The sequence below is a fragment of the Erythrobacter sp. SN6-5 genome, from assembly GCF_057364945.1.
Genome location: NZ_CP200282.1, coordinates 597832 through 612453, shown reverse-complemented (window position 1 = coordinate 612453; position 14622 = coordinate 597832). Strand labels below are relative to the sequence as shown.

The following is a 14622-nucleotide window of genomic DNA, read 5'->3' as shown; positions in this document are numbered from 1 at the left end:
ACGCCCTCCCCAAAAGCATGCTTGCAAGCGGCGCGATTCTTCGCAATCCCTGCGTTCAAGATACAAATGCGAGAGGATCACGCTTATGAAAACCGCAATCACCGAAATGTTTGGCATCCAGCACCCGATTATTCAGGGTGGGATGCATTATGTCGGATTTGCTGAAATGGCAGCGGCTGTTTCCAATGCGGGCGGCCTCGGGATTATCACCGGCCTGACGCAAAAGACGCCAGCGGACCTCGCGAATGAAATCGCCCGCTGCAAGGATATGACGGACAAGCCGTTCGGCGTGAACATCACCATCCTGCCGACGCTGACCCCGCCAGACTATCCAGCGATTGTGAAGGCCGTGATCGAAGGCGGCGTGAAAGTGGTGGAGACCGCTGGCCGCAACCCATCTGAATTGCTTCCCCCGCTGAAAGATGCCGGGATCAAGGTGATCCACAAATGCACCAGCGTGCGCCATAGCCTTAAGGCGCAAGAAATCGGCTGTGATGCGGTAAGCGTCGATGGTTTTGAATGCGGCGGGCACCCAGGCGAAGATGATATTCCAAACTTCATCCTGTTGCCGCGCGCCGCCGATGAGCTGGAAATTCCCTTCGTATCCTCTGGCGGTATGGCTGATGGCCGTTCACTCGTCGCCAGCCTGGCGATGGGCGCGCAAGGCATGAATATGGGCACGCGTTTTATTGCCACGCAGGAGGCGCCCGTTCACGAAAACGTGAAGAAGGCGATTGTTGCCGCATCCGAACTCGATACCCGGCTGGTCATGCGCCCACTGCGCAACACAGAGCGGGTGATGACCAATGCCGCGGTTGAGCGCCTGATCGAGAAGGAAAAGCGGCTTGGCGATGACCTCAAATTTGAGGACATCATCGATGAGGTCGCAGGCGTTTATCCATCGATCATGATGGAAGGCGACATGGATAAGGGCGCGTGGAGTTGCGGCATGGTCGCTGGCCTGATCAATGACATTCCGACCTGCCAGGAATTGATCGATGGCATCATGAGTGAAGCGGAAACGATCCTGGCGCGCATGAATGGGCAAATGTCGGCTTAAGGGCATCCCCTAACGCGAGCGCAAAACCACTTGCAAACTAAGATAACGCGGCGATTTTCGGCGATGCGTGAGCTATGGTTTGTGGCTGCTTAATGCCGCGCTTCGTAGTCAACCGAATGAAAACAGCGCGACCTTTCGGGTAGTTAGGTTGAACAGCGCGCCGGAAAAGGCCTGCTGAGGGATCGAAAACTTGGAAAAACGCTGCACCGGCTAAGATGCTGGCGCTCAGTCAGGGACTGCCCATGCAGGAATTTATCGCACTTGAGTTTTGGATTTTGGCGATGGCGGCACCCTGCATTCTTAGCTGGCTTCTCGGAGAGGTTCATGGCGCCGCGCGGGTGCGCAATTTTATGGAAGATCGGCTACCCATAGTGGAAGAGTCGGCAAGTATCGCTGGGATTACTGCCAGTTTGACCTTGCCGGATCGCTCGCCGAGCGCCGCTGCCAATGCTGCCCTCAACCCGCGCCGGGTCATTGCGGCACCGCGTGATCTGTCGGCAAGCGAGCGAAGCGCGCTGTATAAAGAGATGCTAACCCCGACCGAGCGTAGCGAAGAGGCGCACTGGCGCCGCGAGGAACTGGCCGCTTTACTGAGTGAGAGCGATGGTGATTGGGCACCAGAGGCTGAAGAGGTCCTCAGCCAGTATAAGGTATCAGTCACGCAAATGGCGCAGGCCAACATCCGGCAAGACCTGGATGATGTCTTGGCTGCATCTATGCCGCCGATTGATGAACTGCGTCCACGCAGGCGCGCTTACCGCGATGCATTGGAAGAGCGCTATAAGACTGACGTGCCAGAGAGGATCGCCTGCTCTGCTCCGTAAGAAAATGCCTAACTGTCGGCGTTTTCCGCCTTGTCCGCACGGGTGTAGGGGACAAAATCCTCAAAGAAGACCGCGCCGGTGAAGAAACCACTGAACCGATCAACCGTGGTGATTTGATCCAGGCGGCACAGCTGTGATGTGCCGAACTTGCGGATCACCAGAATATCATCATCATCAATGCTTTCCGGACGGCGTGTGCGCTGAACATAGATCGTGTTGCCACTGCCATAGACATAGGCCGTGTCATTGATCGTACGCATTCTGCGGTTGGCCTTCTCACGGATGCATCGCACCGGTTCACCGGCGACGCGTCCTTCAAGCATCTTTTCCAGTTTCTCTTCGCCAGTGGGCTTGTCTTTGGCCATCACAGCGGGCGTGCCAAGCGCAGCGGCACCGGCCAGGCTGGCGGCGGCAAGGGCGAGAAATTTAGACGAGCGAACCATGAACATTCTCCTACGCTAAGACCCTAAGCCATAGCAGATAAAGCGTGTCAGGTGAACGATGGCTGACTCTTCGCACGCGTGGGTTGGGCATGCGGGGTTGGTTTTGGTCGTGCCCCGTCAGGCATTTTGGGTCCATTACCGGTGGCCGGGATCGCCGCCTTCTGAAATATCAGGCAGGCTGGCCTGGTCCACGCCGTCGGCTGGCCCGCCTTTCAGCACAAAGCGCCGGTCGCAATAGCCGCAATCGACATAGCCGTGCTCGTCAATCTCCAGATAGATGCGCGGATGGCCCAATGCGGCAGGGCGATAGTCCTTGCCGCCGCGAATGCCGCTGGCCCCGTCACAGCTCACGCGGCGGGTTTCAACGATCAGCACTTCTGGTGGAGCGGTATTCATGGCCAAGCGCGATAATCGCGAAGTGGCGCAAATTCAATCGTTCGTTTGCGCGCTATCTACGTATCGCAGGCCTTGCGCAGGCACGGCGCTCGTTTATGGGGAGGCGCATGAGCAATGAGCCCGCAATTTCGATCCGGAATCTGACCAAGCGCTATGCCGCGCCAAAGGGCGCGAAAGGTGGCGAGGCAGAGGGCAAGCTCGCGCTCAATGATGTGAGCTTTGATGTGCCGCAAGGCCAGATCTTTGGTCTGCTTGGCCCCAATGGCGCGGGCAAATCCACGCTGATCAACACGCTTGCCGGGCTGGTCAATAAGACCGGCGGCAATGTGAACATCTGGGGCTTTGACATTGATAGCCAGCGCCGCAACGCCAGCCGCGCGATTGGCATTGTCCCGCAGGAAATCGTGTTTGACCCGTTTTTTACGCCCTATGAAGTGCTGGAGAACCAGGGCGGATTTTACGGTATTCCGGCCGCGGATCGGCGCAGTGAGGAATTGCTCGCCGCTGTCCGCCTCGCTGATAAGCGTGATGCCTATGCCCGCACATTGTCCGGCGGGATGAAGCGGAGGCTGCTGGTGGCAAAAGCCATGGTACATTCGCCGCCGATCCTGGTGCTGGACGAGCCGACTGCCGGGGTGGATGTGGAGCTGAGGCGGCAATTGTGGGAGCTGGTCACCCAGCTCAATGATGATGGTGTCACGGTCGTGCTGACCACGCACTACCTAGAAGAGGCTGAGGAATTGTGCGACCGGATTGCGATCATCAACCATGGTGAGCTGATTGCGGACAAGCCGACGCGTGAGCTGGTGGATATGGCGCGCGAGAAAATCGTCGCGGTCACAGTGGATGCCGACCTTACCAAAGCGCCTTCGCATGAGGCCTTTACCAAGGTAGAGCTTGCGGGTGAGCGCGGGGTCGAGGTGACCTATGACAAGGACGAACTCAACGCAGGCCAGGTGCTGGCGATTCTGCAAAGCCAGGGCCTGACGATTGAGGATGTGACCACGCGCGAGGCGGACCTGGAGGATGTGTTCGTCCAGCTCACGAGCTAGGGTTGGCCGCCAATAAAGGAGAACTGAGATGCACGCACTGAGAACGACCAGCACTGTATTGGCGGCTCTTGCGCTCAGTGCATGCTCATTGGCCAGCATCGGCAGCGATGCTCAGGCCTCCACTGCTGAAAACACTGCCGTGGTCACCAATATTCCGCGCGGTGAGCAGCCTGCCAAATGCCCCAGCGAAGGCGCCGCCTTGCAAGTGCTGGGCAGCGGCGGACCGATTGCAGAGGCAGACCGTGCAGGCACCAGCTACCTGCTGTGGATCGACGGCGAGGCGCGGCTGCTGATCGATGCGGGACCCGGCAGTTTCCTGAGGTTCGCTCAGGCAGGCGGCAAGGTCGCCACGCTCGATGCGATATTGCTCACCCACTTGCATGGGGACCATGCTGGCGGCCTTGCAGGTATTCTGAACACTGGTGGGTTTGAAGGCCCCGGCTTGCCGCTGCTGGTTTACGGCCCCGATGGCGCGGAACGCTTCCCCGGCACCAGCGAATTTATGGATCGCCTGCTTTCCAAAGATGGCGGCGCTTTTGCCTATCTCGGCGGTTATGACGACGGTAGCGAGAATAAGCGCGAGCTGCTCGTTACTGATATCGCGGCCGATCAAGGCGCGGGCGAACCTGCAGGCCTAGACGTATCGAACGACTATTCGGTAATTGCCTATCCGGTGAACCATGCCGCTGCCCCGGCGCTGGGCTTTGCGGTGGAAGTGGGCGAGGCAAGTTTTGTCATCACCGGAGATCAAAGCGCGCAAAGCGAGCGATTTGCCAGCGAGCTTACCGGTAGCAAACCCACGATCCTGTTCGCGCACCACGTGATCAATGGTCAGGCGGGCCAGCCGCGCGGTCTGCACCGCACGCCAGAGGAAATTGGCGAGCTGGCGGGCGCAGTGGCGCCTGCGCGCGTGGTGCTAACGCATAATATGAAGCGGTCGTTGGATGATTTGGAAAATGGCCTTGCCGCGATTGCCAAGAGTTACTCTGGCCCCGTCAGCGTCGCTGAAGATCTCGATTGCTATGCGCTTTGATCGTCTTGTCGCGGGCTAAGCTGTAGACTTGCAGCGCCGCAATAGGACAGCCATGACGCACAATGACTGACGGCATCTTATCCCATAGGTGAGTCTAAGGTCACTGGTCGCGTTGTTACCACTATGAAACTCTTATGAAACCATACGGTAACAGCAAACTAGCCAAAAGAGTTCGACACGTTATTGAGGAATGGACTTGCCCGCTATGCGCGCTCGTCAGCGAAACGGTTTAGGAGTAAATTGATGGCAGAACAAAAATCACCCGAGGAAATCGCGGTTTTGATGAGAAAGCTCAGGATAGTTCCGGGCATTGCAGCGATTATTGGTGTTGTTCTGGCGATTACCGGTAGCGAATTTACCACTTGGTTCCCAATCATTTGTGTCGGCATCGGGATGTTTTTAGGGTGGTCCCAAATCACAACCAAAATGATTGACAATCTTGAAAAGCAAAAGGAAAAATAACAGTATATGGCGTCCATCGTTGGTCGACGGTTCGCTTAAGCACTGTAGCCTTTCTATTCTCACCAGCTTGGGCAACTGGGATAGCGTGCAGATAGACGCCGCACTTGGACGCTCCACCTGGGCGGAGGATTATTTTGTCTGGACGTAAGGTGTATGACATTATCGTTATCGGCTCTGGCGCGGCGGGCCTCACCGCTGCGCTCGCGCTGGCAGAGACCAAGCGCGTGCTGGTGCTGGCCAAGGGTTCGCTGACCGGCGGATCGACCGCGTGGGCACAGGGCGGGATCGCCGCCGTGCTGGATGCGGGCGACACATTTGAAAACCATGTGCGCGATACGATGGTGGCGGGCGCCAGCCTAAACGACCGTGAGACGGTGGAGTTTGTGATCGAGCAGGCGCCTGCGAGCATCGACCGTTTGGTTGAGCTGGGCGTGCCGTTTAACCAGGATTCCGGCGATCTGCATTTGACGCGCGAAGGAGGGCATTCGCATCGCCGCATCGTGCACGTCGATGATGCGACCGGCTGGGCGGTGCAAGAGGCGTTGCTCAACGCCGCGAACGCCAATCCGAACATCACCATGTTGGCCGGGCGGACCTGCATTGACCTTATCACGGATCGCCACCGCACCAGCTATTCCGGCGCAGGCCATGTCTGGGGCGTTTATGCTCTGAACGAGGAAACTGGTGAGGTCGAAAGCCATGTTGCGCGGGCGACCGTGCTGGCGGCGGGCGGCGCGGGGCGCGTCTATCAATTTTCCACTGCGCCGCGCGGGGCAACCGGCGACGGCATTGCGATGGCGTGGCGCGCGGGTGCCCGCGTCTCCAATATGGAAATGATGCAGTTTCACCCGACGTGTCTGTATAATTTGGAGGTCAAAAACTTCCTCATCACAGAGGCGGTGCGCGGCGAAGGCGGTCATTTGCTCCATCCGGAAACCGGGCATCGGTTCATGGCGGATTACGATGCAGAGCGGATGGAGCTGGCCCCGCGTGATGTCGTGGCGCGCGCGATTGATGATCAGATCAAGCGCGATGGTCTCGACTATGTCCATCTCGACATCAGCCATCAGCCGCCGGAATTTGTGCGCGAGCATTTCCCGACCATTGATGAAAAACTGACCGGGCTGGGGATCGATATGACGAGCCAGCCGATCCCGGTTGTCCCGGCCCAGCATTACACTTGCGGCGGGGTGGTCGTTGGCCTGGATGCCAGCACCGACCTGCCCGGCCTGTGGGCGGCGGGCGAATGCACCGAAAGCGGCCTGCACGGCGCGAACCGGCTGGCGTCAAACAGTCTGCTGGAATGCTTTGTTTACGGCGAAGCAGCGGCGTCAGACATTTTGTCCAAATGGGCTGATCTGCCGCAGCCGCCCACTATCCGCGAGTGGGACGCGACCCGCGTGGCAGACAGCGACGAGCAAGTTGTCATCAAGCAAAACTGGACCGAAATCCGCCGGTTCATGTGGAACTATGTCGGGATCGTGCGCACCACCAAACGGCTAGAGCGCGCGGCCAACCGGATCGATCTGCTCAGCCAAGAGGTTGAGGATTACTACGGCAGTTTTGTCGTCACCACCGACCTGATTGAGCTGCGCAATCTGCTTCAGGCGGCCAAGCTGATCGTAAGGAGCGCACTGGCGCGGCACGAGAGCCGGGGCCTCCACTACACGCTCGATTATCCGGAGATGGACGAGGTGCCGCAGGATACGGTGCTGGTGCCTTGAGTACGATCAAGAGAAAGCCGAATTTCGTCAAGTGGCTCATGTACACTTTGGGGGTCGGACTACTTCCTGCGGTGATTAGACTCATTGCTTTCTACATTTCAAACGGAGAAACTGAGCCATTCTTTAGTGGGGACCTGATTACTCTAGGCCTCGTTGTCCATGTCTCTATGATAAATGAAATCGAGGATTTGAGTGACGGATCCTTTAAATTTCGAACCGCATATAATGGGCTCTCACTGCTATTCATTACTGTATACGGTTTCCTCTTGGCGCACCAAGCAGGGCTGATGCCATCCGCACAAGAAGGGCGAGTCTTGCGGATAGCAGTGATACTGGCGAGCGTATCGTGCTTAATGGGCCTTGCTTTCTTTGCCATCGTTCAATTTTGGGGGCGAGTAGATGATTGATTTCCTTGCAGTCACGGAAATACTTGCCATCACAGTCTCGGTATGGGGAGTCGGGCTGTCTCTGTGGAGCCTTATACGTACAAGGAAAGATCACTATGAGCGCTTTAAAGAGCGAAACAAATTTGATTAGAGAGTTTCTCTACCTGGATACTGACAAGCTAGTTTCTGTTTCATCGCAGCTTTTTGACGGATTTGTCGAATCAATATCGTCGTTTGTTGATGATGAGAAAGAGCGGGAAGAGCGCCAAAAAGGCCCAATAGGTAGCGGCGAGAAATTGGGTGCCATTTTCAGGTCAAGCATAGGGCGGGCTGAAACCAAAACCCTCTCTGATCATGCCTTTTCTTTGGTTGAGCGAAAACTGCGCGAGCAATCTCTTTTGGGCGTTCCTAGGAACGGAGAATCATCTAGGTTCATAGAGGTTCGTGGCAAAGCGATTATTCAAGATATCCCACACGCTCGGATGCTGTTTGAAAAGTTCAATCAATTTGGAAAGAACTTAGTCATAACGCAGGTGATTGATGCAGAAACTGGGGAGATGAGGGGCTTGTCCGAAGAGTCCCTCGACCGGAATCGGAATGCGAAGCAGAAGGCAGTTGTTAAAGGCGATAAAGCCATCATTGAGCTCGCCAAGTCGATGAATTTGCAATTGGACTCAAGGGTCACCAAGGCGATGTCCGAGATGCTCGAGTTTGCATTTGATGATTCTTTGGAGATCATGATCGAACAAGATGATCGTTTGTTTACGGCCGCGTTGGACCGGAGTTTTCTTCGTCAACCATTAGGTCTAATGATAAGGAAGTATGGTAGGCGAACCGAGCGTGATCTAGTTATTATCGGTCAGGTTTCTCGGTCTGGCGAGGAAAGCGCTGACATGCCTGAAATCGACAATGAAAACCTTCGGGGGGCGCTTCTCAGTTTGCAGGACGCTGTCGTTGGCATTGATAACGCTATGTATAATCTATTGCCGAACGAAACTCTCATTGATCCTATTGCCGTTTATGTCGACTAAGCTAAATCGCGCTTTCGTATCACTTTTTAGGGCGAGGGGGTTGAGCGCCTGATGCGGTCTTTCCTTCAATTTGGGTGCGTATTCTGGTTGATAAGTCTTTGCCCCACATTTGCCTTGGCCCAAGAGCCGCCGCAAGGCGGCACCACCAATTCAATCGTCGTTACCGCTCAGCGTTCCGGTGCGCCGATGTGGACGATCGACACGGCAAGCGGCACTATCATTTTGGTCGGCGAGATTGCCGCCGTGCCCAAGGCAACGCCGTGGCAGCCCGACCGGTTGAAAGAGGTTGCGGGCGAGGCGCAGCGCGTGATCATCCGCGCCCAGCCCAAGGTGTCTCCAGGCGATGTCTTCCGTCTGATTTTCAGCGGCGGGAGCTTTACCAAGCTGCCCAAGAAAACCGTTGCAGCAGACTACCTTGATGAGACGCAACTGGCGCGGCTGAGCGCGCTGGAGACGACTTATGACAAGGATTATGCCCGCGGCAGTTTCTTGATGACAGCGTTTGACCTGCTCGCGCGGCGGCTCGATTTTGATGATGAAACTACTAAAGATGCGACTGACATCGTGCGCAAGGCGGCGGATAAGGCCGATGTGCCAATTATCCGCCCAGAGCGGTTTCGCGGCGAAGACCTGCTCGATGATCTGGCCGCGGCAGAGCCTGCCTCACACATCCCGTGTCTGGAGGCGGCGATGACGGCGACGGAAATCGGGCCGGAGCTGATTGAGAAACGCGGCGATGATTGGCGCAGCTCTGATGTGCCCGCCGTGATGGCGAACCCGCTGGAGATTGCGCTGGGCCAATGCTGGCCGTGGGCGGATCAAGAACTGGGCACGGAAATACGCGACCAATGGACTGGTATGATTGCCGAGGCTGGCGGCGAGACGGGGGTGACATTGGCGGTTGTTCCCTTGCGCGTGCTGGCTGAGGAGAACGGCGTTCTCGATCAACTGGAGGCGGAAGGCTTCCCAGTCGCTGGGCCTGACTGGCGGCCTTGAACGTGCTTGCCGGACCGCCGTCTCGCGCTGCGTACCCCCGCCGCCCTGGATAAGACGCCTTTCCCTTCGTCGGTCCATATTCCCCGCTCGCCGATCACAGCCGTCGTTCGTCCAGCCTGATCGCCCACTAAGCGAGCGGCAATTGCGTTGCCCCCAACCCTGTTCCAGTTTGCAATTGGACGCGAGCGGAAGATCCCCTGTGCTTTTCTCTTCCCGCTGAGTAGCACAAATCCGCCGCGTCCGATCGACCAAAGATGCCATTGCACGAGTGTTGGGACTGTGCTCGGCGCTGACGGTCTCAAGGCCGATCATCCAGAGACCTTATAGAGGATGATCCAATGAATTCCCTTACCAAACTAGCCGCCAGCAGCGCATTTGCGCTGATGCTGTCATTGCCTGCCGCTACCCCCGCACTGGCAGGCGGTGATGAGCCCATCGTTGTTCAATCCAAGCCTGCGATGGCGGAGTGGCGAGAGAAGACAACGCGCGATCTAAACCGTGCACTCTCGCATAGGCCGAGCTCAGCAAGGCTTCGGCCCAACAATGGTATCGTCCAGGTCAGCTTTACGTTGGGCGAAGACGGCAGGGCCGATAATATAAAGCTGTACAAGAGCGGCGCCAATTGGATCGCCGAGCGGCTGGCCAAGCGCGCGGTGCGCAAACTCGACACGCTGGACGAAGTGCCCGTGGCGAACCGGGCGAAGGCGCGCTTTCTGGCCAGTATCATCTTTGCCGACAATGCCCATATCCATGATCGGCTGGCCGCCGAACTCAAAAAGTCAGAGCGCACCCGCCTGGCCTCCGCCGATGAGAGCCGCGAATTCATCACCGTCGGGATTTAAGTGGCCTGATGCTTTTCTCAGTTGCCGCCTCGGCGGCATGACCCGCGCCCGCCTCTTGCCAAAAACAAGGGGCGGGTTGCGGTGCGTGGCTTTGGCTTCCCTTACGTCATCTTGCCCGGGCAGAATCGCGTGTTATCGTCATTCGTAAGAATGAGAGGAAACACCCAATATGCCCAGCATCACGGCCAATGGAATTGAACTGTTTTACGAAGAGCATGGCGAAGCGGGCCATCCGTCTGTGCTGCTGGTGATGGGGCTGGGCGCGCAAATGACCTTGTGGCCGATTGAGCTGGTTGAGGCGCTGGTGGCCAAGGGGCACCGCGTGATCCGCTATGACAATCGCGACATTGGCCTGTCTCAAAAATTTGAAGGTGCGAAGGCGCCCGGCGTGGTGTGGCAGGTGCTGCGCGCAAAGATCGGCTGGCCCGCAAAGGTGCCTTACACGCTAAAAGATATGGCCGATGATGGCGCGGCCTTGCTCGATGCCTTGGGCATCAGCCAGGCGCATGTGGTTGGCGCAAGCATGGGCGGGATGATCGCGCAATTGATGGCGGTGCATCATGGGCATAAGCTGCTCTCGCTAACCTCGATTTTCTCCACCACGGGCGATCCCAAATTGCCCCAGGCGGACAAGCAGGCGATTGAAACACTCACAGCGCCGCTGACTTCCATAGAGGAAGAGTATCTGGTCGAGCACGGGATGAAGGTGGTGCAGGCGATTGGTTCGCCCGGCTACCGCGCCGATCCCGATTGGCAGCGTGAGCGAGTGCGCGCCGGGGTCCAGCGCAGCGTCTATCCCGCTGGCCTGCCGCGCCAGCTTGCCGCGATCATTGACGATGGCGATCGCACTGCCCGACTGGCCAGTGTCAGCACGCCGACATTGGTGCTGCACGGTGAGGATGATCCGCTGGTAAAGGTCGAAGGCGGCCGCGCAACCGCAGCAGCGATCAAAGGCGCAAAGCTGGTAACGATCCCCGGCTGGGGCCATGATCTGCCGGTGCCGCTGATTGATCAGATCGCAGGCGAGATCGCCGAACATGCTGCGTCGGCCAGTGCCAGTGAAACGGTCGCGGCTTAGGGTCAGGACGCATTAATCGCATGAGCCGTGATTGATAGCGGTCAATGCGGTGCCGACCACCACCGACACGCCAAAAGAGCGCTTTAACACGGATCCGCTAAAGCTGCGCTGGAGCGCTGATCTGTTCATTGCGTCTCGCTCGCCCTCATGATCAGGGGACGCCTGCGTCATTTTGCGACTGCAGGCTCAGGCATATTCAAAAATTGCGCGGTTCGATTCGAATGATTCAAAGGGTCTTCATCACGGTTTTGCCCGCAAAAATTTTTTCGCAGATTCATTTTAGGGCTTGCGCGTTTGACGACCCTAGCATTTCCGGCGCGTCGCGGCGTTGCAGCGATATAACACACCAGCCGTTTGAGCCGATCGACATGGTAAATTTACATTTACCCTCTTGCGTCTGAGGCCCCTCTGATTCAGTATTTAGTGGTTCTTGCCGCAAGGACACCCACAAGACCTAGTTAAAGTCAGGCGCAGACACCATATCTGCGATGGGGGCAGATTCGGTCTGAAGATCGGGCAAAATGCGGCTGGGGCTGTGGGTAGCGGGGATAAGTAATCCGCGCCCTGGGGTACTTTTAATGCTAGGTGGGACACGTCCTGCCGAGTCGAACACATAAAGAACATCGCATGGGTAAGGATAAAACCACTGCGAGGCATAAGCGGGGCAAGGATAAATGGATTTTCGGAACGGAGACGATGCAGCCATGGGTGTGACCGACGGTCTCGACCAGCAGACTGATGTGGCCCCAGCAGAGGCCAAATCATCAGGCGAAGGCAGCACAACCGAAAAGCAGGCGATGGATATGCAAGCAGACGATAGAGGCAGCGAAGAATTGGTCGCCGCGAAAGCGGGCGAGGCCTTGGCTGGCGCGGTTGCAGAGGTAGCGAAAGCTGCGGCTGAACCTGACAGCAAGAAGGTCAATGACCGCCGATTCGACGTGAAAACCGATCCATCGCGCGATAATAATCTGACCGAGTTCGGCAAAGAAACGCTGATTGATCGCTATCTCTTGCCTGGTGAAAGTTTCCAGGACCTGTTCGCCCGCGTGGCCGATGCCTATGCCGATGATCAGGATCACGCCCAGCGTCTGTATGATTATATCTCAAAGCTGTGGTTCATGCCGGCAACCCCGGTCCTGTCGAACGGCGGCACCTCGCGCGGCCTGCCAATCAGCTGTTATCTGAACTCTGTGTCAGACAGCCTCGATGGCATCGTTGGCACCTGGAATGAAAACGTCTGGCTGGCCTCCAAAGGTGGCGGCATTGGCACCTATTGGGGCAATGTGCGCGGCATTGGTGAACCGGTTGGCCTAAACGGCAAGACCAGCGGCATCATCCCGTTCGTGCGGGTGATGGACAGCCTCACTCTGGCGATCTCGCAAGGTTCGCTGCGGCGCGGCTCTGCGGCATGCTATCTCGACGTATCGCACCCGGAAATTGAGGAATTCCTCGAAATCCGTAAGCCATCGGGCGATTTCAACCGCAAGGCGTTGAACCTGCACCACGGCGTGCTGCTGACCGACGAATTTATGGAAGCGGTCCGTTCTGGCGACATGTTTGACCTAAAATCGCCAAAGACCGGTGAAGTGCGCGGCGAAGTCGATGCCCGCAGCCTGTTCCAGAAACTGGTTGAGACCCGTCTGGCAACCGGCGAGCCATATATTGTGTTTAGCGACACGGTGAACCGCATGATGCCAAAGCATCACCGCGATCTGGGCCTGAAGGTTTCAACCTCCAACCTGTGCAGCGAAATCACTCTGCCAACCGGCATTGATCACCTCGGCAATGACCGCACGGCTGTTTGCTGCCTGTCTTCGCTCAACCTGGAAAAATGGGATGAGTGGAACGGCGACAAGCAGTTCATCGAAGACGTGATGCGCATGCTCGACAACGTGCTTCAGGACTACATCGACCGCGCGCCGGACGAGATGGCCCGCGCCAAATATTCCGCAGAGCGTGAGCGCAGTGTGGGTCTGGGCGTCATGGGCTTCCACTCCTTCCTGCAATCGAAGGGGCTCGGCTTTGAAAGCGCGATGACCAAGGCGCTGAACCTCAAAATGTTCAAGCATATTCAGGCCAAGGCGTCTGAGGCGAGCATGCTGCTGGCGCAGGAACGCGGGCCTTGCCCCGATGCGGCAGACATGGGCGCGATGGAGCGCTTTAGCTGTAAGATGGCGATTGCACCGACCGCGTCGATCTCGATCATTTGCGGCGGCACCAGTGCCTGTATCGAGCCGATCCCGGCGAATATCTACACGCACAAAACCCTATCGGGCAGCTTCATCGTGAAGAACCCATATTTGGAAAAAGTGCTGCGTGAGAAGTCGAAGGATTCCAACAATGTCTGGAATTCGATCCTGGAGAAGGGCGGCAGCGTCCAACACCTCGACTTCCTGACCGACGAAGAAAAGGCATCGTTCAAAACCAGCTTTGAAATCGATCAGCGCTGGCTGCTCGAATTCGCCGCGGACCGTTCGCCTTATGTCGACCAGGCGCAATCGCTGAACCTGTTCATTCCGGCCGATGTCGAGAAATGGGATTTGATGCAGCTGCACTTCCAGGCGTGGGAGAAGGGCATCAAATCGCTCTATTATCTCCGCTCCAAATCAATCCAGCGCGCAGGCTTTGCCGGCGGAGTGGAGGCTGACAACACCGCCGACGCACCAGAGATTGAGCTGAAGGCGGATCTGGGTGTGCCAGAAACAGATTATGATGAGTGCCTCAGCTGCCAGTGAGTTCGCAGAGTCAATTCAATGATAAAGGCCCCCGCGAGCGTCACGCTTTCGGGGGCTTTTTCATGGCGTTTTCGCCCAGAGACTTTGCATTCAATTGGGTGATCCACGCCCCGCATTCGCCCTTCATATCAAGCAATTGTGCATAGGGGCTTTTCTTTGCATCAAACTCATGGTTGTATGCCTAACGCTATGAAAACCCGGCAATCTACACGTGTCCCGCTCAACGCCACTGGATCATACCGCACATCGCGCGGGATGCAGTGGGATGTGGAGCTTGAGGATTTGTCCGCTGGCGGCTGCATGATCCACGACCGGCAGGGGCGCCTTAAGCTCGGCGAATATGTTCGCCTGTATATCGCGGGCACCGGTCCGCATCTGGCCGAGGTCGCCTGGCAAATTGGCGGCAATGCCGGATTGGCCTTCACCCGACCATTGCCAGACCGTGTCTTCACCGCGTTGGCTGCGGCGGATTGGAACGCGGCGGCAAAGGCTTACCGCGACGAAAGCAGGGGCGGATCGGCCCGCCGCTTTGTTTAGACGCCGCATTACCCGCCCAAGCC

14 protein-coding genes are annotated in these 14622 nt (G+C 57.3%); 12 read left to right on the top strand and 2 right to left on the bottom strand.

The window, feature by feature from the left end:
* Positions 1-85 precede the first annotated feature (85 nt).
* Together AC0V6Z_RS02995 and AC0V6Z_RS02990 are read left to right on the top strand one after the other, a co-directional pair.
* Entirely contained in the window at positions 86-1060 is a 975-nt protein-coding gene (locus AC0V6Z_RS02995) for an NAD(P)H-dependent flavin oxidoreductase (protein ID WP_472639920.1), read from the top strand.
* 242 nt (positions 1061-1302) lie between these two features.
* Positions 1303-1884, top strand: coding sequence for a hypothetical protein (locus AC0V6Z_RS02990; RefSeq protein WP_472639919.1), 582 nt, complete (start codon positions 1303-1305; stop codon positions 1882-1884).
* 8 nt (positions 1885-1892) lie between these two features.
* On the opposite strand, the gene AC0V6Z_RS02985 is transcribed toward AC0V6Z_RS02990, so the two are convergent.
* Positions 1893-2327 (bottom strand): hypothetical protein, encoded by a 435-nt coding sequence (locus AC0V6Z_RS02985; RefSeq protein ID WP_472639918.1) that lies wholly within the window; start codon positions 2325-2327, stop codon positions 1893-1895.
* Positions 2328-2462: 135 nt separating this feature from the next.
* Positions 2463-2723 carry a zinc-finger domain-containing protein gene (locus AC0V6Z_RS02980; RefSeq protein ID WP_472639917.1) on the bottom strand — a complete coding sequence of 87 codons (261 nt, stop codon included), beginning with the start codon at positions 2721-2723 and terminating at the stop codon, positions 2463-2465.
* A gap of 107 nt (positions 2724-2830) precedes the next feature.
* On the opposite strand from AC0V6Z_RS02980, the gene AC0V6Z_RS02975 reads away from it, so the two are divergent.
* From AC0V6Z_RS02975 to AC0V6Z_RS02930, 10 genes are all read left to right on the top strand, one after another.
* The gene (locus AC0V6Z_RS02975) at positions 2831-3775 is read left to right on the top strand and encodes an ABC transporter ATP-binding protein (RefSeq protein ID WP_472639916.1); all 945 of its coding nucleotides are present in this window, start codon (positions 2831-2833) and stop codon (positions 3773-3775) included.
* A 28-nt stretch (positions 3776-3803) separates the two neighbouring features.
* Positions 3804-4808: an MBL fold metallo-hydrolase gene (locus tag AC0V6Z_RS02970; protein WP_472639915.1), complete on the top strand. Its 1005-nt coding sequence runs from the start codon at positions 3804-3806 to the stop codon at positions 4806-4808.
* Between the two features lie 243 nt (positions 4809-5051).
* Entirely contained in the window at positions 5052-5270 is a 219-nt protein-coding gene (locus AC0V6Z_RS02965) for a hypothetical protein (protein ID WP_472639914.1), read from the top strand.
* A 134-nt stretch (positions 5271-5404) separates the two neighbouring features.
* Positions 5405-6994, top strand: coding sequence for an L-aspartate oxidase (gene nadB / locus AC0V6Z_RS02960; RefSeq protein WP_472639913.1), 1590 nt, complete (start codon positions 5405-5407; stop codon positions 6992-6994).
* Between the two features lie 502 nt (positions 6995-7496).
* Entirely contained in the window at positions 7497-8411 is a 915-nt protein-coding gene (locus AC0V6Z_RS02955) for a DUF6414 family protein (protein WP_472639912.1), read from the top strand.
* Between the two features lie 87 nt (positions 8412-8498).
* The gene (locus AC0V6Z_RS02950) at positions 8499-9407 is read left to right on the top strand and encodes a TraB/GumN family protein (RefSeq protein ID WP_472639911.1); all 909 of its coding nucleotides are present in this window, start codon (positions 8499-8501) and stop codon (positions 9405-9407) included.
* Positions 9408-9745: 338 nt separating this feature from the next.
* Positions 9746-10249 carry an energy transducer TonB gene (locus AC0V6Z_RS02945; protein WP_472639910.1) on the top strand — a complete coding sequence of 168 codons (504 nt, stop codon included), beginning with the start codon at positions 9746-9748 and terminating at the stop codon, positions 10247-10249.
* A 169-nt stretch (positions 10250-10418) separates the two neighbouring features.
* On the top strand, positions 10419-11327 hold the full coding sequence (locus AC0V6Z_RS02940) for an alpha/beta fold hydrolase (protein ID WP_472639909.1): 909 nt from the start codon (positions 10419-10421) through the stop codon (positions 11325-11327).
* Positions 11328-12001: 674 nt separating this feature from the next.
* Positions 12002-14062, top strand: a complete 2061-nt coding sequence (locus AC0V6Z_RS02935; RefSeq protein WP_472639908.1) for a ribonucleoside-diphosphate reductase subunit alpha — start codon at positions 12002-12004, stop codon at positions 14060-14062.
* A gap of 189 nt (positions 14063-14251) precedes the next feature.
* Positions 14252-14599, top strand: coding sequence for a PilZ domain-containing protein (locus AC0V6Z_RS02930; RefSeq protein WP_472639907.1), 348 nt, complete (start codon positions 14252-14254; stop codon positions 14597-14599).
* The last annotated feature ends 23 nt before the right edge of the window (positions 14600-14622 follow it).